Raw genomic sequence first — 23,988 nt, 5'->3', positions numbered from 1 at the left:
CACACCAAACTCAACTGCCGCCGAGGGCCCTCAAGTTACGCCACTGCGGCGCGCAGGGCCGGCAAGGCTACAGGCGCGCGGTGAACTTCCCGTCGCCGCGTTTGTGGAGCCAGCCGCGATCCGCGAGCTTGACCAGCTTCGCCCGCAACGGCTCCAGCTTCCCGCGTACCTCCGCCTGAAGGCCCAGCTCTTCGCCCACCGCCCGCACCTGCACCGGGCCGCCAGCGGCCCGCACGATCGCCAGGATCCGGCGGTAGTCGCCGGGAAGCGCGGCCTCGTCAACGCTGTCGCTGCGGTGCGGGACCAGCAGCGCCGCACGCCCGCCAACCTGTGCCGACGCCGGTGCGACGACAGCCCGCTCCCCAGCGATCTGCTCGCTCATCCGCGCCAGGACTCGCTCGGCAGCCGCGAGTTCGTCCCGCTCGGCCCTCACCTGGTCCAGCTGCTTGACCATCTGTTCTTCCAGCCCGTCCAGTTCCGCGCGGCGCACGGCGATCCGTTCCAGTACCTCAGGGTCCACCATGCCCGGGAGCGTAGGAGCATCGCGGGCTGGAACGGGCCAGAACCCACGAAGACCTCCCCGCCCGACGATCTACACGGCAGACTGCCGCGCGCGACCAGCACGAGCACCCGGGCACGGAATCACACCAGGCCCGTGACCTGCTACTTCACGATGCACACCACTCACTGGGCGAAGGTGCGGGGCGGCCGTCCCGTCAGATCCCCGACCGTCGGCAGGACCTGCGACTCGTCCAGCGTTCCGTCGACGTAGAAGCTGAAGAAGGCGTCGACGTACGCGACGGGCATCCTGGCCTCCATCTCCCTGCGTGCCTCCTCGTCGGAGAGGGCCACGAAGTGCAGCTCACGGCCGAGCGCGGCGCCGAGGATCCGCGCCCGGTCGGCGGGCAGCAGCGCCTCGGGACCCGACAGCGCGTACGCCTTGCCCTTGTGCCCGGACGAGGTCAGCGCCACGGCCGCGACGGCGGCGATGTCGTACGGATCGATCGTGGCGACCGGCACCCCGGCGAACGGTGCCCGCACCGTGTTGTTCCCGGTGCGCAGATCCTCCGCCCACTCCAGGGTGTTCGACATGAACGAGTACGGCCGCAGGAACGTCCACGGCAGTCCGGACTCCCTGACCGCCGACTCCGCCTCGGTCATGTAGCGGGTCACGGCGTTCGACATGTCCCCGGTCGCGACCGAACCGCCGGAGAGCATCACGACCCGCTCGACGCCCGCCTCGCGCATGGCGGCCAGCGACCCGCGCGCCTGCTGGTAGCCCGGCATCAGAAAGACGGCCCGGACGCCGGTGAGCGCCGCGGCGACCGACTCCGCGCTGTTCAGATCGCCCGACACGCCCTCGGCTCCCTCGGGCAGCTCGGCCGTGGCACCCGAGCGGCTGAACGCCCGCACCGGCGCACCCGCTTCGGCCAGTGCGCGCACGAGTTCGGAGCCGACGTTCCCCGTGGCGCCCGTCACCAGAATCATGCGGTGGTCCCTTCGTCGTCCGGACTGTCGGTCAGTCCGTGATCAGGTTCCCGTCCCGTCGTCCGTGCCCGCGGCGGCCGCGGGGCTGCCGGTCCATCGTGCTTCGACGGACAGCATCGCCACCAGTACCGCGACCAGTCCGATGAGTTGTGCCGTGGCGGAGAGCCACATGCCGAGCAGGGCCGTCGCCGGCGTGCCGAGGACCGCGACCGCCCGGTACACCACAGGAGTTATGCCGAGCACCCGCCGGAACGCGATGTCACCGGCCAGAAACAGGGCCACCCCACCGGCGAGCGCCAGCGCGGGTCCGGCGGACAGCTGCTCACCCGGATGGCCGATGGACTTCTTCACCCCGGCCGCGAGGAACGCGATCCCGATGAGCATCGGCAGAAAGGAGTAGTAGTAGTACGCGTTGAGGGCCAGCTTGAACCGCTGCAGCGGGGGCGTACGGGCGAACACCCGCTCGGCGATTCCCTCGTCCCGTACGAAATAGGTCCACCACAGCGCCGCCGTGAGCGCGAGCGCGAGGAACGCGCCGGCGAACAGGCCGAAGGTCAGCGGCAGTTCCCCGATGCCGATACCGATCGCGATGATCGACTCGCCGAAGGCGACGATCAGCAGCAGCCCGTGACGCTCGACGAGATGCGAGGGGCTCATCGTGCCGATCCGGCTGCCCAGCCCCTCGTCCTCCCCGGGCCGCGCCGCGCGGCGGACCAGCGGCGGAGTGGCGAACTGCAGGACGAGTGCAAGCAGCCACAGCACGTCCCTGGCGAGCCCCTCGGCGAAACCGGCCGCCGTCACGGCGAGGGCCGCGAGGACGTTCGGCAGCACGAACCAGACGACACGACGGCCGTGGCTGCGGCTGTAGAGCGCGCCGTGCACCAGGACGACCAGCAGGTAGCCGATACCGAAGGCGACCCCGCCGCTGTCGTCGCCGTCGTCGAAGGCCCGCGGGATGGACAGGGCGCAGATCAGGAACGCGCCCATGCCGAGGATGAGCAGGATCCGGCGCGACGGCCGGTCGGGCGGCACCTGGTTGGTGAGGTATGCGTACCCGCCGTACATCCAGAAGAGCACCGTGAAGATCAGGACGACCCGGCCGGCGGTCGCGAACGTCAGATCGTCGGCGATCAGCACCGTCAGCTGGGTGACCGTGAAGACGAAGACCAGGTCGAAGAAGAGCTCGAGGGTGGAGACGCGCCGGACGGCCTCGGCGCCGATGGGTGCGGACATGGGGGCCACCACAGCAGCGCGGGCCGCCGCTGTCCATCGCATTCCGGCATCCGGGCCACGATGTGCGGCGCGCTCGGTAGGGCCGGCCGATTGACGCGATCGGATGCCCGAGTGGCTGACACCATTCGCCTTTGTCCTGGGTGTGGAGAAAGTCGCCATGGATTCCTGCGCGACTTCTTCCCAGTCGAGGACGGCGCTGCTAACTTCCCCTCGAAAGCCCGACGGCACAGGCCATGCGGGGTTCCCCATGCCGAAGGCCGGGGGAGGGGAGGGGCACGTGAGACGCATGACGGCTCGACCCGCCAATGCGCACCAGGCGCGACTGCTGCGGCTGTTGCGTGACGGAGGGCCCAACTCCCGCGCCCAGCTGGGCGATCAGATCGACCTCTCGCGGTCCAAGCTCGCCGTCGAGGTCGACCGGCTGCTGGAGACCGGACTGGTCGTCGCGGACGGGCTCGCCGCCTCCCGTGGCGGACGGCGGTCGCACAACGTCCGCCTCGCGCCCAATCTGCGCTTCCTCGGGGTCGACATCGGCGCCACCTCGGTCGATGTCGCCGTCACCAACGCCGAGCTGGAGGTCCTCGGCCACCTCAACCATCCGATGGACGTCCGCGAAGGCCCGGTCGCCGTCTTCGAGCAGGTCCTCGCGATGGCCGCCAAGCTGAAGGCGTCCGGGCTCGCCGAGGGCTTCGACGGTGCCGGGATCGGGGTGCCGGGACCCGTGCGCTTCCCCGAGGGCGTCCCCGTCGCACCGCCGATCATGCCCGGCTGGGACGGCTTCCCGGTCCGCGAGGCGCTCAGCCAGGAACTCGGCTGCCCCGTCATGGTCGACAACGACGTGAACCTGATGGCGATGGGGGAGCAGCACGCCGGAGTCGCACGCTCCGTCGGCGACTTCCTCTGCGTCAAGATCGGCACGGGCATCGGCTGCGGCATCGTCGTGGGAGGCGAGGTCTACCGCGGCACGACCGGCAGCGCCGGCGACATCGGCCATATCCAGGTCGAGGCAGACGGACGCGCCTGCGCCTGCGGCAACAGGGGCTGCCTGGAAGCCCACTTCAGCGGCGCCGCACTCGCACGCGACGCCGACGAGGCGGCACGTACGGGACAGTCGCCGGAACTCGCCGCGCGACTGGAGGCGGCGGGCAGGCTCACCGCCGTCGACGTCGCCGCGGCGGCCGCCGCCGGTGACGCCACCGCGCTCGATCTCATCCGCGAGGGCGGCAACCGCGTCGGCCAGGTCATCGCCGGCCTCGTCAGCTTCTTCAACCCGGGGCTCGTGGTGATCGGCGGCGGCGTCACCGGGCTCGGCCACACCCTGCTCGCCAGCGTCCGTACCCAGGTCTACCGGCAGTCACTGCCGCTGGCCACCGGCAATCTCCCCATCGTGCTGGGCGAACTGGGCCCCACCGCCGGAGTGATCGGCGCGGCCCGGCTCATCAGCGACCACCTGTTCTCCCCGGCCTGATGGTTTGTGGGCATTCGTTCCGCATGGGGGTCCCCCCAGGGCGGAGCCCCAGGGGGAGCAACGGGTGGGCACAAACCCCCACCGGCCCGCACCCATCGGACAACCGCACCACCCCCGCACGCACCTGGTACCACCTGCCCGCTCACCGGCCCGCACCCGCCGAGGGGATTCGTCATGGCACCAGAACCACCGGCACCATCAGAAGCATCCGCACCACCGCTCCTCACCATGTCCGGCATCACCAAGTCGTTCCCCGGCGTCCGCGCCCTCGACGGCGTCGACCTGGACGTCCAGGCCGGCGAAGTGCACTGCCTCCTCGGCCAGAACGGTGCCGGAAAGTCCACCCTCATCAAGGTGCTCGCCGGCGCCCACCAGCCCGACGACGGAGAGATCACCTGGCGCGGCGAGCCCGTGTCGCTGAAGTCGCCCATCGCCGCCATGCGCCTCGGCATCGCCACCATCTACCAGGAACTCGACCTGGTCGAAGGCCTGTCCGTCGCCGAGAACGTCTTCCTCGGCCATGAACCCACCACCGCCGGATTCCTCGTCCGCGGCCGCGACGCCCGCCAGTCCGCCGCCGCACTCCTGCGCCGCCTCGGCCACCCCGAGATCGACCCCGGCCGCGCGGTCGGCGAACTGTCCGCCGCCCAGCAGCAGATCGTGTCGATGGCCCGCGCGCTCTCCCACGACGTACGCCTCATCGTGATGGACGAGCCCTCCGCGGCGCTCGACCCCGACGAGACGGCCAACCTCTTCCGCATCGTCGCCGACCTCACGGCGGACGGCGTCGCCGTCGTCTACATCTCCCACCGCCTGGAGGAGATCCGCCGCATCGGCGACCGCGTCACCGTACTGAAGGACGGCCGGGCAGTGGCCGGCGGACTGCCCGCCAAGGACACCCCTACGCGCGACATCGTTGCCATGATGACCGGCCGCAACGTCGAGTACGTCTTCCCCGACCGGCCCGCCACGACCCCCGACGGCGCCCCCGTGCTGCGCGTCGAAGGACTGACCCGGGACGGCGAGTTCGCGCCCGTCGACCTCGAACTGCGCCCGGGCGAGATCGTCGGGCTCGCCGGGCTCGTCGGATCCGGGCGCTCCGAGATCCTGGAGACCATCTACGGAGCCAGGAAACCCACCGCCGGCAGGGTCACCGTCGACGGGCAGCCCGTCAAACCCGGCAGCGTGCGCGCCGCGGTCCGCGCCGGACTCGGGCTCGCCCCCGAGGAGCGCAAGGCCCAGGCACTGCTGATGCTCGAGTCGGTCACCCGGAACGTGTCCGTCTCCTCCCTCTCCCGTTTCTCGCGCGGCGGCTGGCTCGACCGCGGCGAGGAACGCCGGGCCGCCCGGCGCTCCACCCGCGAGCTGTCCCTGCGCCCCGACAACCCCGACGCCCGCATCCGCACCCTCTCCGGCGGCAACCAGCAGAAGGCGGTCCTCGCCCGCTGGCTGCTCCGCGGCTGCCGCGTCCTGCTGCTCGACGAGCCGACCCGCGGCGTCGACGTCGGCGCCCGGGCCGAGCTGTACGCCGTGATCCGCCGGCTCGCCGACGACGGTCTCGCCGTCCTCCTCGTCTCCAGCGAGGTTCCCGAAGTGCTCGGTCTCGCCGACCGGGTGCTGGTGCTCCGCGAGGGCCACGTCGTGCACACGGCGCCCGCGGGGGAGCTCGACGAGCACCGCGTACTCGACCTCGTCATGGAAGGGAGCCCGAGCTCATGACGCAGCCTGCCTCCGAGGCCCAGCAGACACCGCCGCCCCACGTGGTCAAGCCCACGCCCGACAGGAGCGGTTGGCGGGCGGTGGGACTGCGTGCCGACGTCCGCAACCTCTCCCTCCTCGCCGTCCTCGCCGTTCTCATCGCCGTGGGGGGCTTCACCAAGCCCGACCAGTTCCTGGACACCGCCAACCTCCAGCTGGTGCTCACCCAGGCATCCGTCATCGGCGTCGTCACCGTCGGCATGACCTTCGTCATCACCAGCGGCGGGATCGATCTGTCCGTCGGCGCGATCGTCGCCCTCGCCTCGGTGTGGGCGACGACCGTCGCCACCCAGGAGTACGGCTTCGCCGGCATCCTCTTCACCGCGATCGTCGTCGGCCTCGGCTGCGGACTGGTGAACGGGCTGCTCATCGCGTACGGCGGCATGGTGCCGTTCATCGCGACCCTCGCCATGCTGGCATCGGCCCGCGGACTCGCCCTCCAGATCACCGACGGCAAGACCCAGATCGTCAGCGTGACGTCGGTCCTGGACCTCGGCGTCCCCGACTCCTACCTCCTCGGAATCCCGCCCCTGGTCCTGGTCTTCGCCGCCGTCACCGTCGTCGGCTGGCTGGTGCTGAACCGTACGACCTTCGGACGCCGCACCGTCGCCGTCGGCGGCAACGCGGAAGCCGCCCGCCTCGCCGGCATCGACGTACGCCGCCAGCGCCTCTACCTCTATCTGCTCTCCGGGCTGTGCTGCGGCATCGCGGCCTTCCTGCTGATCATCCTGTCGGGCTCAGGACAGAACACCAACGGCAATCTGTACGAACTCGACGCCATCGCCGCGGCAATCATCGGCGGCACCCTGCTGAGCGGCGGCCGCGGCACCATCGTCGGCTCCGTGCTCGGCGTCCTCGTCTTCACCACCATCACCAACATCTTCGCCCTCAACAACCTGGAGAGCGCCGTCCAGCAGATCGCCAAGGGAGCGATCATCGTGGCTGCCGTACTGGTCCAGCGCAGCACCTTGCGCAACGGCGAGGCCTGACCGCTCCGTCACGGTCCTCGCTCCAGCTCACCCGCCCCCGCACGCCCCATCCCGAAGGGTCTCATCGCCATGCCCGAATCCCCGGCCACCAGCCGCAGAGGACTGCTCTTCGGCACCGCCGCCGTCTCCGCCGGCGCCCTCCTCACCGCCTGCACCAGCAACGAGCCCACCAAGCAGGACACGGCGACGAACAACGTTCCGGCCGCCGACGACAAGCCCGGCAAGCCCGTCACCATCGGCTTCGCCGGACCCCAGGCCGACCACGGCTGGCTCAACGCCATCAACGAGAACGCCAAGAAGCGCGCGGCGAAGTACTCCGAGGTGACCCTGGAGATCACCGAGGGCTCGAACGACACCGCCATCCAGATCGGCCAGATCCAGACACTGATCAACAAGAAGGTCGACGTCCTGGTGATCCTGCCGGCCGACGGCAAGGCGCTCACCCAGGTCGGCCTGCAGGCCATGAAGGCCGGCATCCCGGTGATCAACCTGGACCGGATCTTCGCGTCCCCGCAGGCGTACCGCTGCTGGATCGGCGGCGACAACTACGGCATGGGCCTCAACGCCGGCCGCTACATCGGCGAGCAGCTCAAGGACAAGCCGAACGCCAAGGTCATCGAGCTCGCCGGCATGGACAACCTGGAGCTCACCAAGCAGCGCACCCAGGGCTTCGACGATGCCCTCAAGAACTACCCGAACATCACCAAGGTGGCCCGCCAGGCCGCCGAGTTCACGGTCGAGTCCGGCCAGGCCAAGATGGCCCAGCTGCTCCAGGCCCAGAAGCAGTTCGACGCGCTGTGGAACCACGACGACGACCAGGGAGTCGGCGCCCTGCGCGCCATCCAGCAGGCCGGCCGGGACGACTTCCTGATGGTCGGCGGCGCGGGCGCCAAGTCGGCGATGGACGCCATCAAGGCCGACAACGGCGTGCTGAAGGCGACGGTCCTCTACCCGCCGACCATGGCCGCGTCCGCCATCGACCTTGCCCGGGCACTGGGCCAGGGCAAGGGCGTCGGCGGCCTGGCAGAGCTGGAGATCCCCGCCTCGATCACTCTCTACTCGGCTGTCGTCACCAAGGACAACGTCGACGAGTACCTGCCCACGGGCTTCAGCTGACAGGTCCTGGCCCGCCGCCACCGAGCAACCGACGAGGAGGAACCGTATGGAACAGAGGGACAGTGAGGCCGCGCCGCCGACACTCGGCGTCGGCATGGTCGGATACGCGTTCATGGGCGCCGCCCACTCCCAGGGGTGGCGCACCGTGGGACGGGTCTTCGACCTGCCGATGCGGCCGGTCCTCGCCGCGATCGGCGGCCGTGACGCGGCCGCCGTCCGGGCCGCGGCGGACAGACACGGCTGGGCGGCGGCGGAGACCGACTGGCGCGCCCTCGTCACCCGCGACGACGTGCAGCTCGTCGACGTCTGCACGCCGGGTGACAGCCATGCGGAGATCGCGGTCGCGGCGCTGGAGGCGGGCAAGCACGTCCTGTGCGAGAAACCGCTGGCCAATTCGGTCGCCGAGGCCGAGGCCATGGTCGCGGCGGCCGAGCGCGCCCGGGCGCGCGGCCAGGTGGCCATGGTCGGCTTCAACTACCGGCGGGTGCCCGCGATCGCGTACGCCCGCCGGCTCGTCGCCGACGGCCGGCTCGGCGCCATCCGCCACGTACGGGTCACCTATCTGCAGGACTGGCTCGTCGACCCGGACTTCCCGCTGACCTGGCGCCTGGAGCGGGAACACGCGGGATCGGGGGCGCTCGGTGATCTGGGGGCTCACGCCGTCGACCTCGCGCAGTACCTGGCGGGCGAGCTGCTGGTGGGGGTCTCGGCGCTCACCGAGACGTTCGTCCGGGAGAGGCCCCTGCTCGCCGGGGCCTCGAGCGGGCTGACCGCGTCCGGCGGCCTCGCCCGCGGGCCCGTCACCGTCGACGACGCGGCCCTGTTCACCGGGCGGCTCGCCTCCGGGGCGCTCGCCTCCTTCGAGGCCACCCGGATGGCCTCGGGCCGCAAGAACGCCCTGCGGCTCGAGATCAACGGGGAGCGCGGATCGCTCGCCTTCGACCTGGAGCGGCTCAACGAGCTGTCGTTCCACGACCACACCGTACCCGCGGCCTCCGCCGGCTTCCGCCGGATCCTGGTCACGGAGAGCGAACACCCGTATCTGGAGGCCTGGTGGCCGCCGGGCCATGCGCTCGGCTACGAGCACACCTTCACCCACCAGGCACGCGACCTGGTGCACGCCATCGCCGACGGCAGCGACCCGGCGCCGTCGTTCGCCGACGGGCTCCAGGTGCAGCGCGTGCTCGCGGCCGTGGAGGAGAGCGCGGAGAAGAACGCCGTCTACACACCCGTCCCCGTCTGAGGAGGTCCCTCCGTGCCACGTCCCTTCACTCTCTTCACCGGCCAGTGGGCGGATCTTCCGCTGGAGGAGGTCTGCCGGCTCGCCCGTGACTTCGGTTACGACGGACTCGAACTCGCCTGCTGGGGCGATCACTTCGAGGTGGAGAAGGCCCTCGCCGACCCCTCGTACCTGGACGGGCGGCGGGCGCTGCTCGACAAGTACGGGCTGAAGTGCTGGGCGATCTCCAACCATCTCGTCGGGCAGGCCGTCTGCGACCACCCGATCGACGAGCGGCACAAGGCGATCGTGCCCGCGCGGATCTGGGGCGACGGCGGGCCGGAGGGCGTACGGCAGCGCGCGGCGCGCGAGCTCGCCGACACCGCGCGTGCCGCGGCCGCCTTCGGGGTCCGTACCGTCATCGGGTTCACCGGCTCGTCGATCTGGCATCTGGTCGCCATGTTCCCGCCCGTGCCGGAGCGCATGATCGAGCGCGGTTACGAGGACTTCGCCGAGCGCTGGAACCCGATCCTGGACGTCTTCGACGCCGAGGGAGTGCGCTTCGCGCACGAGGTCCATCCGAGCGAGATCGCGTACGACTACTGGACCACGCACCGGGCGCTGGAGGCGGTGGACCGGCGCCCGGCCTTCGGGCTGAACTTCGACCCGAGCCACTTCGTCTGGCAGGACCTCGATCCCGTGGGCTTCCTCTACGACTTCAGGGACCGGATCTACCACGTCGACTGCAAGGAGGCCCGGCGCCGGCTGGACGGCCGCAACGGGCGGCTGGGCTCGCACCTCCCGTGGGGCGATCCGCGGCGCGGCTGGGACTTCGTGTCCGCCGGGCACGGGGACGTCCCGTGGGAGGACGTGTTCCGGATGCTGCGGTCGATCGGCTACGACGGTCCGGTCTCGGTCGAGTGGGAGGACGCGGGAATGGACCGGCTGGCGGGCGCTCCGGAAGCGCTTGCCACGCTGAAGCGGTACGACTTCGATCCGCCGGCGGCGTCGTTCGACGCGGCCTTCGGAGGCAACGACTAGAACATCGGCGCAGGCAGGGCCCGGTGGTGGCGATCGTGCCGCCGGGCCGGTCCGGCCTGCCCTCGTCCGGCTTTGTCCTGCCTCGGGAGAAAGTTCAACTTATCTGGTGTGCAAGGGCTTTCGGCCCAGGATGAACCCGGCTACCGTCCCTGAGGTGTACAGGACATAGGCCCGATCGGGGCGCGGCCCCGATCGGGACTCTGCCCGGATTCCGACCAGCGTGACGGCGCACGCCGGTCCCCGGAGTTCCCGCGGCACGTTCCCGCGCGAGAACCGCACGGCAGCAGCACCCGCCCGTACGACCGGCTACTTCCGGAGGACACACGTGCACAGAAAACGGCCCGAAGCAAGCAGAGTCAGGAAGGGACTCGCACTCCTCACCGGCGGCCTGCTGGCCGCGACGTCACTCGCCATCGCCGCCCCCTCCGGGGTTGCGGCCCCCGCACATGACACGGAACCCGCCGCCGCGGCGGCCGCGGAGTTCCAGCAGGTCACCCTCGCCAAAGGCGAGCCCGAGACCGGCGAACCCATGTCGCTCGCCGTCCTCCCCGACCGCAGCGTGCTGCACACCTCGCGCGACGGCGAGCTGCGCATGACCGACGCGGCCGGCAACACCCGGGTCATCGGCACCATCCCCGTCTACTCGCACGACGAGGAAGGCCTCCAGGGCGTCGGCATCGACCCCGGCTTCGGCGAGAACCGGGCGATCTACCTCTACTACGCGCCCCCGCTGGACACCCCCGCCGGCGACGCCCCCAACGAGGGCACCGCCGCCGACTTCGCCAAGTACGACGGCGTCAACCGGCTCTCCCGCTTCGTCCTCAAGGCCGACGGGACGCTGGACAACGCCAGCGAGAAGAAGGTCATCGACATCCCCGCCACCCGCGGCATCTGCTGCCACGTCGGCGGGGACATCGACTTCGACGCGCAGGGCAATCTGTATCTGTCGACCGGCGACGACACCAACCCGTTCGCCTCCGACGGTTTCACCCCGATCGACGAGCGGCCCGACCGCAACCCCGCCTACGACGCCCGCCGCACCTCCGGCAACACCAACGACCTGCGCGGAAAGATCCTCCGCATCAAGGTCGCCGCCGACGGCTCGTACACGATCCCCGAGGGCAACCTCTTCGCCCCGGGCACGGACAAGACCCGGCCCGAGATCTACGCGATGGGCTTCCGCAACCCGTTCCGCTTCAGCGTCGACAAGAAGACCGGCATCGTCTACGTCGGCGACTACGGGCCCGACGCCGGTGCCGCCGACCCCAAGCGGGGACCCGGCGGGCAGGTCGAGTTCGCCCGGGTCACCAAGCCCGGCAACTTCGGCTGGCCGTTCTGCACCGGTGACAACGACCCGTACGTCGACTACGACTTCGCGACCAAGGTGTCCGGGGCGACCTTCGACTGTGCGGCCCCGAAGAACGACTCGCCGCACAACACCGGTCTCGTCGACCTGCCGCCCGCCCAGCCCGCCTGGATCCCGTACGACGGCGGATCCGTGCCCGAGTTCGGCAGCGGCTCCGAGTCCCCGATGGGCGGGCCGGTCTACCACTACGACCCGGCGCTCGACTCCCCGGTGAAGTTCCCCGAGGCGTACGACGGCGACTTCTTCGCGGGTGAGTTCGGCCGCCGCTGGATCAAGCGCATCGAGCAGGGCGACGACGGCACCGTGCAGTCCATCAACCCCGTCGCGTGGACCGGGACGCAGATCATGGACATGAGCTTCGGCCCGGACGGCGCGTTGTACGTCCTCGACTACGGCATCTCCTGGTTCGGCGGCGACGAGCACTCCGCGCTCTACCGCATCGAGAACGCCACCGACGGCCACTCGCCGGTCGCCGAGGCCGCCGCGGACAGGACGTCGGGCAAGGCACCGCTGCGGGTCACGTTCTCCTCGGCCGGCACGGCCGACGCCGACGGTGACGCGCTGACGTACGCCTGGGACTTCGGCGACGGCGGCACCTCCACGGCCGCCAACCCGACATACACCTACCGCAAGAACGGCACCTACACGGCCACGGTGACCGCGAAGGACACGACCGGGCGCACCGGCTCGGCCAGCATCCAGGTGGTCGTCGGCAACACCGCACCCAAGGTGAACCTGGAACTGCCCGCCGAGGGAGCACTGTTCAGCTTCGGCGACGAGATCCCGTTCAAGGTCACCGTCACGGATCCCGAAGACGGCGCGACCGGCCCGATCGACTGCGCCAAGGTGAAGGTCACCTACGTGCTCGGCCACGACAGCCACGGCCACCCCGTGACCTCCGCCAACGGCTGCACCGGCACCATCAAGACCTCCGCCGACGGCGGGCACGACCCGAACGCCAACATCTTCGGTGTCTTCGACGCCGAGTACACGGACGGCGGTGGCGGCGGCCAGGCCGCGCTCACCAGCCACGACCAGGCGCAGCTGCAGCCGCGCCACCGGCAGGCCGAGCACTTCACCGGCCAGTCCGGAGTGAGTGTCATCAACAAGGCGCCCGCAAACGGAGGCAAGACCGTGGGCGACATCGACAACGGGGACTGGATCTCCTTCAAGCCCTACAACCTGACCGGCTCCACCAAGCTCACCGCACGCATCTCCTCGGGCGGCGCGGGCGGCTTCCTCGAGGTCCGTACCGGATCGGCGAACGGCACCCTGCTCGGCTCGGCGCCCGTGCCGGTGACCGGGGGCTGGGAGACCTTCCAGAACGTCGACGTACCGCTGCGTGCCGTACCCAGGGCGACCACCGAGCTCTTCCTGGTCTTCAAGGGCGGAGCGGGAGCGCTCTACGACGTCGACGACTTCGAGATCACCAACACGCCCGTCGACCGCACGGCCAAGCGGGTCCTGGTCTTCTCCAAGACCGCCGGCTTCCGCCACGACTCCATCCCGACCGGCGTCGCGGCCCTGAAGGAACTCGGCGCCGACAGCAACATCACGGTCGACGCCACGGAGGAGGCCGGCCAGTTCACGACGAGCAACCTCGCCCGCTACGACGCCGTGGTGTTCCTGTCGACCACCGGTGACGTCCTCAACGCCGAACAGCAGAAGGCGTTCGAGAACTACGTTGCCACGGGCGGCGGCTACATGGGCGTCCACGCGGCCGCCGACACCGAGTACGACTGGGGGTTCTACGGCGGACTCGTCGGCGCGTACTTCCACTCCCACCCGCAGATCCAGCAGGCCACCGTCCGGGTCGAGGACCACGACCACCCGGCGACCTCGCACCTCGACGGGGCGTGGGAGCGCACGGACGAGTGGTACAACTACCGCACCAACCCGCGCGGTCAGGCCCGCATCCTCGCCACCCTCGACGAAACCACCTATCAGGGCGGCAACATGAAGGGCGACCATCCGATCGCCTGGTGCCAGACCTATGAGGGCGGCCGCGCCTTCTACACGGGCGGCGGGCACACCAAGGAGTCCTACGCCGAGCCGGCGTTCCGGCAGCACCTGCTGGGCGGGCTGCGCTATGCCAGCGGGCAGGTCAACGCCAACTGCAAGCCGCAGACCGGCTACCGGGACCTCTTCAACGGACAGACGCTGGAGGGCTGGAAGCAGGCGGGACCCGGGAAGTTCAACGTCGTCGACGGTGAGCTGCGGACCGAGGGCGGCATGGGCATGCTCTGGTACCAGGCCAAGGAGTTCGGCTCGTACTCGCTCAAGCTCGACTGGAAGCTGGCGGGCGACGACAACTCCGGCGTCTTCGTGGGCTTCCCCGCGTCCGACGACCCCTGGTCCGCGGTGAACAACGGCTACGAGGTGCAGATCGACGCCACCGACGCCCCCGACCGCACGACCGGCGCCGTCTACGGCTTCAAGTCGGCCGACCTCAAGGCCCGCGACGCGGTCCTGCGGCCGCCGGGGCAGTGGAACAGCTACGAGATCCGGGTCCAGGGTGAGCGGCTCACCGTGTTCCTCAACGGTGTGAAGATCAACGACTTCACGAACACCGACCCGGTCCGCAGCCTGAAGGACGGCTACATCGGCATCCAGAACCACGGTGCCGACGACCAGGTGTCCTTCCGCAACATCCAGGTCAAGGAGCTGCCCTCGTCCTCGTAGGGCGGCCCGCCAGCCGGCGGCGGGCGGGGAGACGCCGTACCCCCGCCCGCCGTCCCACCACCGCACCGCACCCAGGGAGGCAGCCCGTGACGAGCCCGAACGACCCGACGGTACGTACCGGAGTCTGGCTGATCGGAGCACGGGGCTCCGTCGCCACCACCGCGGTCGCCGGCTGCGCGGCGGTCACCGCCGGTCTGCACCCGGCGACGGGCATGGTGACGGAGACCCCGCCCTTCGGCTCGGCCGGGCTGCCGCCCCTGTCCTCCCTGGTTTTCGGCGGCCACGACACGGTCGGCTGCCCCCTTCCGAAGCGGGCCGAACAGCTTGCGGCGGGCGGCGTCCTGCCCCACGGTCTGCCGTCGGCGGTCCGTGGCGAACTGGCGGCCGCGAACGACGAGATCCGCGCGGGCGGCCCGCTGCCGGGGGACACACGGCCGGACACCGCGCTGATCGAGGCGTTCACCGCTGACATCGTTGCTTTCCGGGAGCGCCACGGCCTCGCCCGGGTGGTCGTGGTGAACGTCGCCTCGACGGAACCCGCCCCCGTTTCTCATTCCGCACGCCTCCCGGCCAGCTCTCTGTATGCGGCCGCCGCCGTCGAGGCCGGCTGCCCCTACGTCAACTTCACCCCCTCCACCGGGCTGCGCACAGCGGCCCTCACCGACGCCGCCTCCGCCCGCGGACTTCCCCACGCCGGCAGGGACGGCAAGACAGGTCAGACGCTGCTCCGTTCCGTACTCGCCCCCATGTTCGTGCAACGCGCCCTGTCCGTACGGGCATGGTCCGGCACCAACCTGCTGGGTGGCGGGGACGGGGCGGCGCTGGCCGATCCCGCGGCGGCCGCGGCGAAGAACGCGGGCAAGGAACGCGTCCTCGCCGACACCCTCGGCGCCGCGCCGGAGGGCGAGGTCCACATCGACGACGTCCCGGCCCTCGGCGACTGGAAGACCGCCTGGGACCACATCGTCTTCGACGGCTTCCTCGGCTCGCGGATGGTCCTCCAGACCATCTGGCAGGGCTGCGACTCGGCTCTCGCCGCGCCGCTGGTGCTGGACCTGGCGCGACTGGTGGCCCGCGCCCACGAGACGGGCCGCTCCGGGCCCCTGCCCGAACTCGCCTTCTACTTCAAGGACCCGGACCCGGGAGCCCCGGCCGCCCTGTCGGACCAGTACGCCGCGCTGGTGGCCTTCGCGGCACATCTGGGTGAGGCCCGGTGACCGCGCGGGGCGCCCGCCGGCTCCTGCGGATGTCCGCCGCCGTGCTGTCATCGAGGGTGCGTGCGGACAGCGGACGGGGAGGCGCGACAGCGCGGAAGGGCGACCGACGGAACGATGACCGACGCACCGACGACCGACGGAACGATGACCGACGCACCGACGACCGACGGAACGATGACCCACGGAACGGCGGCGCCGGGTCCGGTGATGCCGGCCTTGGGGGAGGGGCCGGGGCGCTGGACGCGGGCGCGCTTGGGGGAATGGGCGCGGGAGCGTCCGCGGATGGGCCTGGGGATCCGCAGGCGGGGGCGTCCGGGGGAGTGGGCGCGGATCCGCAGGCCGGGGCGCCCGCAGGTGGGCCGGGGCGCCGGCCTGCGGGAGGGCCCGTGGGACGTCCCGCCGTGACAGGGGGCGGCGGGACGCTCAGGGCCTGGGCGGAACTCCTTCGGGTCTCGGCCCTGTTCACCGTCCCCGGTGACGCCCTCGCGGGCGCGGCCTCGGCCGGGCTGCGCCCCAACCGGGGCACCGCGCTCGCGGTGGGCGCCTCGCTCTGCTTCTACGAGGCGGGCATGGCCCTCAACGACTGGGCCGACCGTGACGAGGACGCCATCGACCGCCCGCACCGCCCCATCCCCTCCGGGCGCATCGCCCCGGCCGCAGCGCTGGCAGCGGCCGGAGCCCTCACGGCGGCGGGGCTGGCCCTCGCCGCCCGCGCCGGCCGACCAGCACTGCTCGTGGCCTCGGCGCTGACCGCGACGGTCTGGGCGTACGACCTGCGTCTCAAGCACACCCCGGCGGGCCCGGCCGCCATGGCATCGGCACGCGCCCTGGACCTCCTCCTCGGCGCCACGTCAACTCACCCCAACGGCCTGCGCCCTGCGCTGCCGCACGCAGGCCTCCTCGGCACCCACACCTACGCGATCACCTCCGTCTCCCGCCACGAAACCCAAGGCGGCTCCACCAAGGCCCCCCTCGCGGCCCTGGCCACGGCCCTGACCATCGCCGCGCTGACCACGCGCCCGCCGCGCGTATCCGGCCGACCCGGCATTACCGCCGCATCCGCCGTGTCCGTTGCTCCCTCCGATTCGGAGCCGGACACGGTGCCCGGGGCCGGGGCCGGGGCCGGGGCCAGGGCCAGGGCCAGGGCCAGGGCCAGGGCCAGGGGCTTGCCCTCGGCGTCGGGGAGAGGCGGGCCCGGTGGGTGGGCCGGGATCGGTGGGAAGGGCGGGATCGGTGCGACGCTCCTCGCCGCCACGTACGCGCACACCGCCACGCGCCCCCTTTTCCACGCGGCGCTCAACCCCTCCCCACCCCTCACCCAGCGCGCAGTCGGCGCCGGGATCCGCGCCATGATCCCGCTGCAGGCCGCCCTCGTCGCCCGCGCCGGGGCGACCGGCACCGGACTCGCCCTCCTCGCGCTCGTTCCCGTCGCCCGACGTGTTGCCCGGAAGGTGAGCGTCACATGAGCCTGCGCCTCGGCTATGGAACCAACGGCCTCACCGACCTCCGCCTGGACGACGCCCTCGCCGTCCTCGCCGACCTCGGCTACGACGGCGTCGGCCTGACCCTCGACCACATGCACCTCGACCCCCTCGCCCCCGACCTCGCCCTGCGCACCCGCCGGCTCGCGGGCCGCCTGGCCGACCTCGGGCTGGAGGTCACCGTCGAGACCGGCGCCCGCTACGTCCTCGACCCACGCCGCAAGCACGGCCCCTCCCTCCTCGACCCCGACCCCGACGCCCGCGCCGCCCGCACCGGGCTCCTCGTCCGCGCCGTACAGGTCGCCGCGGACCTCGGCGCGCACGCCGTGCACTGCTTCAGCGGCATCACCCCCGAGGCCACGTCGCCCTCCAGCGCCTGGAGTCGCCTCGAAGCCGCCCTCACCCCCGTTCTCGACGCTGCCGCCACCGCCCGCGTCCCCCTTGCCGTCGAACCCGAACCGGGTCACCTTCTCGCCACCCTCGACGACTTCCACCACCTCCGCTCGCTCCTCGGGGACCCCGAACCCCTCGGACTCACCCTGGACATCGGCCACTGCCAGTGCCTCGAGCCCGCATCGCCCGCCGACTGCGTCCGGCAGGCCGCCCCGTGGCTGCGGCACGTCCAGATCGAGGACATGCGCCGCGGCGTCCACGAGCACCTCCCGTTCGGCGAGGGCGAGATCGACTTCCCGCCCGTCCTCGACGCGCTCGCCTCCTCCGGCTACCAGGGTCTGACCGTCGTGGAACTGCCCCGCCACTCCCACGCGGGCCCCGAGCTCGCCCGCACCTCCATCGAGTTCCTCCGCTCACAGGCCCCAGCCCCGGGCCCAGCCCCGGCCCAAGCCCCCGTCTCCACGAACGGAGCCGCCCCCACGAACGGAGCATCAGCATGGCGATCCTGACCCGCAGCGAACTCGACGCCCGGCTCGCCGGCGCCGCCCGCGCCTGGTTCCACGAGGCCCTCGCCGAAGCGGCCCACAGCGCCGGCGCGCCCGAGGCCGCCGCCACCTCGTACGCGGTGCCCGCCTGGGAGCTCCGGTTCGCCGCCGCCGGACGCCATTGCGGCCAGGAGTACGCCGACTCCGTACGCACCCTCCTCCTCCACGAAGCCGGGGCCGACGCGGCCACCCTCACCCGCCTCTACCAGCAGGGCACCGCCGACGAGCGCCGAGCCGTCCTCCTCGCCCTCCCCCTTCTCGACCCGCACCCCGCGGCCGGGCTCCCGCTCGTCGAGGACGCGCTGCGCACCAACGACACCCGGCTCGTCGCCGCGGCCGTGGGCCCGTACGCCGCGGAGCATCTCGACGCGCACTCCTGGCGCCACGCCCTCCTCAAGTGCCTGTTCACCGGAGTGCCCGTGGACGCGGCCCACGGCCTTGCCGGACGCGCCCGCGGCGACACGGAACTCGCCCGGATGCTCTCCGACTACGCCGCCGAACGCACCGCCGCAGGCCGTCCCGTCCCCGGTGACCTCCACCGCGTCCTCGCCCTGACGTCCCCCACGGAGGAGTTCTGATGCGCATCTTCGACCCCCACATCCATATGACCTCCCGCACCACGGACGACTACCAGGCGATGTACGCCGCGGGCGTCCGCGCCCTCGTCGAACCCTCCTTCTGGCTCGGCCAGCCCCGCACCTCACCCGCCTCCTTCTTCGACTACTTCGACTCCCTCCTCGGCTGGGAACCGTTCCGTGCGGCCCAGTACGGCATCGCCCACCACTGCACGATCGCGCTCAACCCCAAGGAGGCCAACGACCCGCGCTGCGCCCCCGTCCTCGACGCGCTGCCCCGCTATCTCGTCAAGGACAACGTCGTCGCCGTCGGCGAGATCGGCTACGACTCCATGACTCCCGCCGAGGACACCGCACTCGCCGCCCAGCTCCAGCTCGCCGCCGACCACGGCCTGCCCGCCCTCGTCCACACCCCGCACCGCGACAAGCTCGCCGGCCTGCGCCGCACCGTCGACGCCGTCCGCGAATCAGCACTCGCCCCCGAGTACGTGCTCCTCGACCACCTCAACGAGACGACGGTGAAGGAAGCCGCCGACAGCGGCTGCTGGCTGGGCTTCTCCATCTACCCCGACACCAAGATGGACGAGGACCGCATGGTCGCCGTCCTCAGGGCCCACGGGAGCGAGCGCGTCCTGGTGAACTCGGCCGCCGACTGGGGCAAGAGCGACCCCCTCAAGACCCGCAAGGTCGCCAACGCCATGCTCGCCGCCGGATTCACCGACGACGACGTCGACCAGGTCCTGTGGCGCAACCCGGTCGCCTTCTACGGACAGAGCGGCCGCCTCCGGCTCGACGTTCCGGCCCCCGAGGCCCTGCACGAGGGCAACTCCATCCTCCGCGGCGGGGAATGAGGAGGCGAGACGCATGCGCTTCCGCCATCCCGACGGCTCCACCGTCCACCTCTCCTACTGCACCAACGTCCATCCGGCCGAAACCCTGGACGGCGTCCTCGCGCAGCTCCGCGACCACTGCGAACCCGTACGCAAACGCCTCGGGCGCGACCGTGTCGGCATCGGCCTGTGGCTGGCCAAGGACGCCGCCCGTGCCCTGACCACCGACCCGGCGGCCCTGCGAGGTCTGCGCGCCGAACTCGACCGGCGCGGCCTCGAGGTCGTCACCCTCAACGGCTTCCCCTACGAGGGATTCGGCGCCGACGAGGTCAAGTACCGTGTCTACCGCCCGGACTGGACCGAGCCCGCACGACTCGCCCACACGACGGACCTGGCCCGGCTCCTCGCCGCCCTGCTGCCCGACGACGTCGGCGAAGGGTCCGTCTCGACCCTTCCCCTCGGCTGGCGCACCCGCTTCGACGACACGGCGGCTCTCACCACGGCCCGCACCGCGCTCACCACCCTCGCCGAACGCCTCGACGCGCTCGAAGAGCTCACCGGCAAATCCATCCGGATCGCCCTCGAACCCGAACCCGGCTGCACAGTCGAGACCACCGCGGACGCGATCCGCCCCCTCACCGCCGTATTGAGCAGCCGCATCGGCATCTGCATCGACACCTGCCATCTCGCCACCTCCTTCGAAGAACCCGGTCCCGCACTCCACGCACTCACCACAGCCGGCATCACCATCCCCAAGGCGCAGCTGTCCGCCGCCCTGCACGCCGAGCACCCCCACCTCCCGGACGTGCGCGCCGCGCTCGCCGCCTTCGCCGAACCCCGCTTCCTCCACCAGACCCGGACCCGCACCGCCGCCGGCCTGCGCGGCACCGACGACCTCCACGAGGCCCTCGCAGCCGACGCCCTCCCCGACGGCGCCCCTTGGCGCGCCCACTTCCACGTCCCCCTGCACGCGCCACCCGCCCCGCCGCTCAGCTCCACCCTCCCCGTGCTCCACGACACCCTGACCCGCCTCGTGGGCGGTCCCGCCCCGCTCACCCGCCACCTCGAGGTCGAGACGTACACCTGGCAGGCGCTCCCCGCCGAGCTGCGTCCCCGCAGCCGCGCCCAGCTCGCCGACGGGATCGCCGCCGAACTCACCCTCGCCCGCGATCTGCTCACCGACCTCGGCCTCAAGGAACTGCCATGAGCGACACCACCCCGAGCGGCACCACGCGACCCACCCCCCTCCTCGTCCTGGACGTCGTCGGCCTCACCCCCCGGCTCCTGAACCACATGCCGCACCTGAAACAGCTCGCCACCACCGGCTCCCAGGCCTCCCTGGGCACCGTTCTGCCCGCCGTCACCTGCGCCGCCCAGTCCACCTTCCTCACCGGCACCCTCCCCGCCGAGCACGGCATCGTCGGCAACGGCTGGTACTTCCGCGAACTCGGCGACGTCCTGCTGTGGCGCCAGCACAACGGACTCGTCGGCGGCGACAAACTCTGGGACGCCGCCCGCCGCGCCCACCCCGGCTACACCGTCGCCAACATCTGCTGGTGGTACGCCATGGGCGCCGACACCGACATCACCGTCACCCCCCGCCCCGTCTACTACGCCGACGGCCGCAAGGAGCCCGACTGCTACACCCGGCCCCCGGCGCTCCACGGCGAACTCACCGACAGATTCGGCACCTTCCCCCTCTTTCACTTCTGGGGCCCGGGCGCCGACATCGTCTCCAGCCGCTGGATCATCGACGCCACCCGGCACATCCTCCGCACCCGCACCCCCGACCTGGCGCTCTGCTACCTCCCGCATCTCGACTACGACCTTCAGCGGTACGGCCCCGACGACCCCCGCTCCCTCCAGGCCGCCGCCGACCTCGACGCGGCCATGGCTCCCCTCCTCGACGACGCCGCGCGTGAGGGTCGCACCGTCGTCGCCCTCTCCGAATACGGCATCACCCGTGTCGACCGGCACGTCGACATCAACCGCGAACTGCGCCGTGCCGGCCTCCTCGAGGTCCACACCCAGGACGGCATGGAGTACCTCGACGCGATGGCATCCCGCGCCTTCGCCGTCGCCGACCACCAGTTCGCCCACGTCTATGTGCGCCGCCCCGAGGACCTCGACACGACCCGCGAAGCCCTCAAGGGCCTGCCCGGCATCGCCGAACTCCTCGACGACGAGGGCAAGAAGAAGTACGGCCTCGACCACCCGCGCTCCGGCGAGCTCGTCGCCGTCGCCGACCCGGACGCCTGGTTCACGTACTACTACTGGCTCGACGACAACAAGGCCCCCGACTTCGCGCAGCTCGTCGAGATCCACCGCAAGCCCGGCTACGACCCCGTCGAGCTCTTCATGGACCCCGAGGACCCGTACGTCCGCGTCAAGGCCGCGACGGCCCTCGCCCGCAAGAAGCTCGGCATGCGCTACCGCATGGCGGTCGTGCCGCTCGACCCCTCACCTATTCGCGGCAGCCATGGCCGCCTCCCCACGAGCGATGACGAAGGTCCGCTCATTCTGTGCTCCACCCCCCGCGCTGTAAGCGGCCGCGTCGCGGCCACCGATGTGAAGTCCCTGCTCCTTCAACTCGCCGGTCTTCACTGAACCACACTCCACTGACAACGAGGAGTTATCCACAATGAGCCGCACGAGCAGCACCCCCGACCCCGAGCTCACCCGCAAGCTGAGCAGACGCGGCATGCTGGGCGTCGCCGCCGGAGCCACCGCCGCCGCCCTTCTCGGCGCGTCGGCCACCGCGGCCTCGGCCGCCACCCCGGCCGCAGCCGCCACCGGAGCCGGCCGAGGCCGCCCCGTACTGCCTCCGGGACGCCTCGGCATCCAGCTCTACTCGCTCCGCGACAAGGTCTCCACCCTCGGCTTCGCCGCGGTCTTCGCCGAGCTCGAGAAGTACGGCTACGACGAGGTCGAGTACGCCGGTTACACCCAGGGCTCCGCGGGCGCCATCACTCTCGCCCAGCTCCGCCGGCTCACCCGCGACCATGGGCTGCGTGCCATCGGCAGCCACGTCGGCTACTACTCGTCCGACCCGAACGCGTACACCTTCGCGCAGAACCTCGACAAGGTCCTCGACGACGCCGAGGCCCTCGGACTCAAGCACATCGGCACCGCATCCGGCCCCTGGCGCTACGGCGCCACCGTCGACGGCTGGAAGCGCTGCGCCGAGGAGTTCAACGAGTACGGCGCCGCCGCCAAGGCCCGCGGCATGAAGTTCTACCAGCACAACCACGCCGAGGAGTTCTCCTTCGCCACCGACAGGCCCGGCGTCCGCCTCTACGACGTCCTGCTCGCCGAGACCGACCCCGATCTCGTGTACCTGGAGATGGACATCTACTGGGCCTACGCCGGCCAGTTCCGCTTCTCCAAGCGCGTCGACGGCACCCCCGCCCCCTTCGACCCGCTCCGCTACGTCCTCGAGCAGCCCGACCGCTATCCGCTCTTCCACGTCAAGGACGGCGAACACGACGCATCCGCCCGCGACGGCTACCGCATGGTGGACGTCGGGGACGGAGATATCGACTACCAGCGGTTCATCTCCGCGGTGACCAGGACCAGGGGTGGCCGGCTCGACCACCACTGGCAGGCCGAACACGACAACCCCGTGGAGTCGTTCACGTTCGCCCGCAAGTCGAGCGAACACCTCCACTCACTGCGAGAGAAGGACTGCTAGCAAACGTCCTGCGTACCCCGCCCGCGGCGAGCCATCATGCGCCGCGGGCGGAGCCGTGCGCGGAAAGTCATCAAAACTTCTGGCTACTGACCAGTAGAGGGAATGTTCCATTCCGTCCATCATCGGACGCGAGCATGCCAACGCCCTTCGTTCGGCAGTGCCGAACGAGCGGCTCTCCCGACCACCCTCGACCCAGGAGAACCCCCCATGCATGCACGCAGATGGCGGACGGCAACGGCAACGGTCGCCGCCGCAGCGGCCCTCACCATGGCCGCCCCCGCCGCATCGGCTGCCACCCCGACGGCGGCCGCCGCCGAGCCCCGCGCGGCCGCAACCACCGCACAGACCACCGACGTCGACTACGCGACCTGGCAGCGTGACGTGGCCGCCGTCGTCGCTGTCGCCCGCCCCTACATCGAGCAGCGGACCGCCCAGGCCTCCGGCGAGAAGCAGGCGATCGTCCTCGACATCGACAACACCTCGCTCGAGACGGACTTCCACTACTTCTGGGAGCTGCCGACGCCCGCGGTCGCGCCCGTCCGCGACCTGGCCCGCTTCGCCGACTCCCGCGGCGTCGCGATCTTCTTCGTCACGGCCCGGCCGGGCATCATCTACTCGCTCACCGACTGGAACCTGAAGCGGGCCGGCTACCCGGTCGACGGTCTGTACGTACGGGATCTGCCCGACCTGTTCCACGAAGTCAGCGCCTACAAGACCGAGAAGCGCGCGGAGATCGAGGCCAAGGGCTACAAGATCATCGCCAACATCGGCAACAACACCAGCGACCTGGTGGGCGGTCACGCAGAGCGGACGTTCAAGCTGCTCGACTACGACGGCCAGCTGTCCTGAAAAACCGGGTGGCGGGGGGGACAGTGGTTCTCCTTTCCCGGGCCCCC

The 23,988-nt window shown here is 71.3% G+C and carries 19 protein-coding genes; 16 read left to right on the top strand and 3 right to left on the bottom strand.

From position 1 onward, the window contains the following. Positions 1-67: 67 nt before the first annotated feature. The 3 genes from ACFV9O_RS31585 to ACFV9O_RS31575 form a co-directional block, all read right to left on the bottom strand. Positions 68-523 (bottom strand): hypothetical protein, encoded by a 456-nt coding sequence (locus tag ACFV9O_RS31585; protein ID WP_385423838.1) that lies wholly within the window; start codon positions 521-523, stop codon positions 68-70. A gap of 161 nt (positions 524-684) precedes the next feature. Next, positions 685-1,488, bottom strand: coding sequence for an NAD(P)H-binding protein (locus ACFV9O_RS31580; RefSeq protein ID WP_385423836.1), 804 nt, complete (start codon positions 1,486-1,488; stop codon positions 685-687). A gap of 42 nt (positions 1,489-1,530) precedes the next feature. Further along, a complete protein-coding gene (locus ACFV9O_RS31575; protein WP_385423834.1) occupies positions 1,531-2,721 on the bottom strand; it encodes a low temperature requirement protein A in 1,191 nt (396 codons plus the stop codon). Between the two features lie 286 nt (positions 2,722-3,007). Between ACFV9O_RS31575 and ACFV9O_RS31570 the strand changes: the two genes are divergently transcribed. The 16 genes from ACFV9O_RS31570 to ACFV9O_RS31495 all read left to right on the top strand — a co-directional run bounded on the left by ACFV9O_RS31570 (position 3,008) and on the right by ACFV9O_RS31495 (position 23,941). Then, a complete protein-coding gene (locus tag ACFV9O_RS31570) occupies positions 3,008-4,189 on the top strand; it encodes an ROK family protein (protein ID WP_385423832.1) in 1,182 nt (393 codons plus the stop codon). Positions 4,190-4,363: 174 nt separating this feature from the next. Continuing rightward, positions 4,364-5,908: a sugar ABC transporter ATP-binding protein gene (locus ACFV9O_RS31565; RefSeq protein WP_385423830.1), complete on the top strand. Its 1,545-nt coding sequence runs from the start codon at positions 4,364-4,366 to the stop codon at positions 5,906-5,908. Next, positions 5,905-6,936, top strand: coding sequence for an ABC transporter permease (locus tag ACFV9O_RS31560; protein ID WP_385423828.1), 1,032 nt, complete (start codon positions 5,905-5,907; stop codon positions 6,934-6,936). The genes ACFV9O_RS31565 and ACFV9O_RS31560 overlap by 4 nt, the downstream gene beginning before the upstream one ends. A 69-nt stretch (positions 6,937-7,005) precedes the next feature. After that, entirely contained in the window at positions 7,006-8,052 is a 1,047-nt protein-coding gene (locus ACFV9O_RS31555) for a substrate-binding domain-containing protein (protein ID WP_385423826.1), read from the top strand. A gap of 46 nt (positions 8,053-8,098) precedes the next feature. Next, on the top strand, positions 8,099-9,295 hold the full coding sequence (locus tag ACFV9O_RS31550) for a Gfo/Idh/MocA family protein (protein WP_385423824.1): 1,197 nt from the start codon (positions 8,099-8,101) through the stop codon (positions 9,293-9,295). Positions 9,296-9,307: 12 nt separating this feature from the next. Then, complete coding sequence (locus ACFV9O_RS31545; RefSeq protein WP_385423822.1) at positions 9,308-10,312, top strand: sugar phosphate isomerase/epimerase family protein; 1,005 nt, start codon at positions 9,308-9,310, stop codon at positions 10,310-10,312. Positions 10,313-10,637: 325 nt separating this feature from the next. Then, positions 10,638-14,360 carry a ThuA domain-containing protein gene (locus ACFV9O_RS31540; RefSeq protein WP_385423820.1) on the top strand — a complete coding sequence of 1,241 codons (3,723 nt, stop codon included), beginning with the start codon at positions 10,638-10,640 and terminating at the stop codon, positions 14,358-14,360. 86 nt (positions 14,361-14,446) lie between these two features. Next, on the top strand, positions 14,447-15,577 hold the full coding sequence (locus tag ACFV9O_RS31535; protein ID WP_385423818.1) for an inositol-3-phosphate synthase: 1,131 nt from the start codon (positions 14,447-14,449) through the stop codon (positions 15,575-15,577). Between the two features lie 260 nt (positions 15,578-15,837). Beyond that, the gene (locus tag ACFV9O_RS31530; protein ID WP_385423816.1) at positions 15,838-17,043 is read left to right on the top strand and encodes an SCO3242 family prenyltransferase; all 1,206 of its coding nucleotides are present in this window, start codon (positions 15,838-15,840) and stop codon (positions 17,041-17,043) included. Continuing rightward, a complete protein-coding gene (locus ACFV9O_RS31525) occupies positions 17,040-17,960 on the top strand; it encodes a sugar phosphate isomerase/epimerase family protein (RefSeq protein ID WP_385423814.1) in 921 nt (306 codons plus the stop codon). The genes ACFV9O_RS31530 and ACFV9O_RS31525 overlap by 4 nt, the downstream gene beginning before the upstream one ends. Next, a complete protein-coding gene (locus ACFV9O_RS31520) occupies positions 17,948-18,574 on the top strand; it encodes an EboA domain-containing protein (RefSeq protein ID WP_385423812.1) in 627 nt (208 codons plus the stop codon). The genes ACFV9O_RS31525 and ACFV9O_RS31520 overlap by 13 nt, the downstream gene beginning before the upstream one ends. Continuing rightward, entirely contained in the window at positions 18,574-19,422 is an 849-nt protein-coding gene (locus ACFV9O_RS31515; protein ID WP_385423810.1) for a TatD family hydrolase, read from the top strand. Before ACFV9O_RS31520 ends, ACFV9O_RS31515 begins: the two co-directional genes overlap by 1 nt. A gap of 13 nt (positions 19,423-19,435) precedes the next feature. After that, a complete protein-coding gene (eboE, locus tag ACFV9O_RS31510; RefSeq protein WP_385423808.1) occupies positions 19,436-20,608 on the top strand; it encodes a metabolite traffic protein EboE in 1,173 nt (390 codons plus the stop codon). Beyond that, positions 20,605-22,008 carry an alkaline phosphatase family protein gene (locus ACFV9O_RS31505; protein WP_385423806.1) on the top strand — a complete coding sequence of 468 codons (1,404 nt, stop codon included), beginning with the start codon at positions 20,605-20,607 and terminating at the stop codon, positions 22,006-22,008. Before eboE ends, ACFV9O_RS31505 begins: the two co-directional genes overlap by 4 nt. A gap of 34 nt (positions 22,009-22,042) precedes the next feature. Beyond that, positions 22,043-23,092 (top strand): sugar phosphate isomerase/epimerase family protein, encoded by a 1,050-nt coding sequence (locus ACFV9O_RS31500; protein ID WP_385423804.1) that lies wholly within the window; start codon positions 22,043-22,045, stop codon positions 23,090-23,092. Positions 23,093-23,299: 207 nt separating this feature from the next. Continuing rightward, positions 23,300-23,941: an HAD family acid phosphatase gene (locus tag ACFV9O_RS31495; RefSeq protein ID WP_385423802.1), complete on the top strand. Its 642-nt coding sequence runs from the start codon at positions 23,300-23,302 to the stop codon at positions 23,939-23,941. Positions 23,942-23,988 lie beyond the last annotated feature (47 nt).

Origin of the sequence: Streptomyces sp. NPDC059909, assembly GCF_042730885.1 — a bacterium.
Lineage (GTDB): Bacteria > Actinomycetota > Actinomycetes > Streptomycetales > Streptomycetaceae > Streptomyces.
This window is presented reverse-complemented; position numbering and strand designations above follow the sequence as displayed.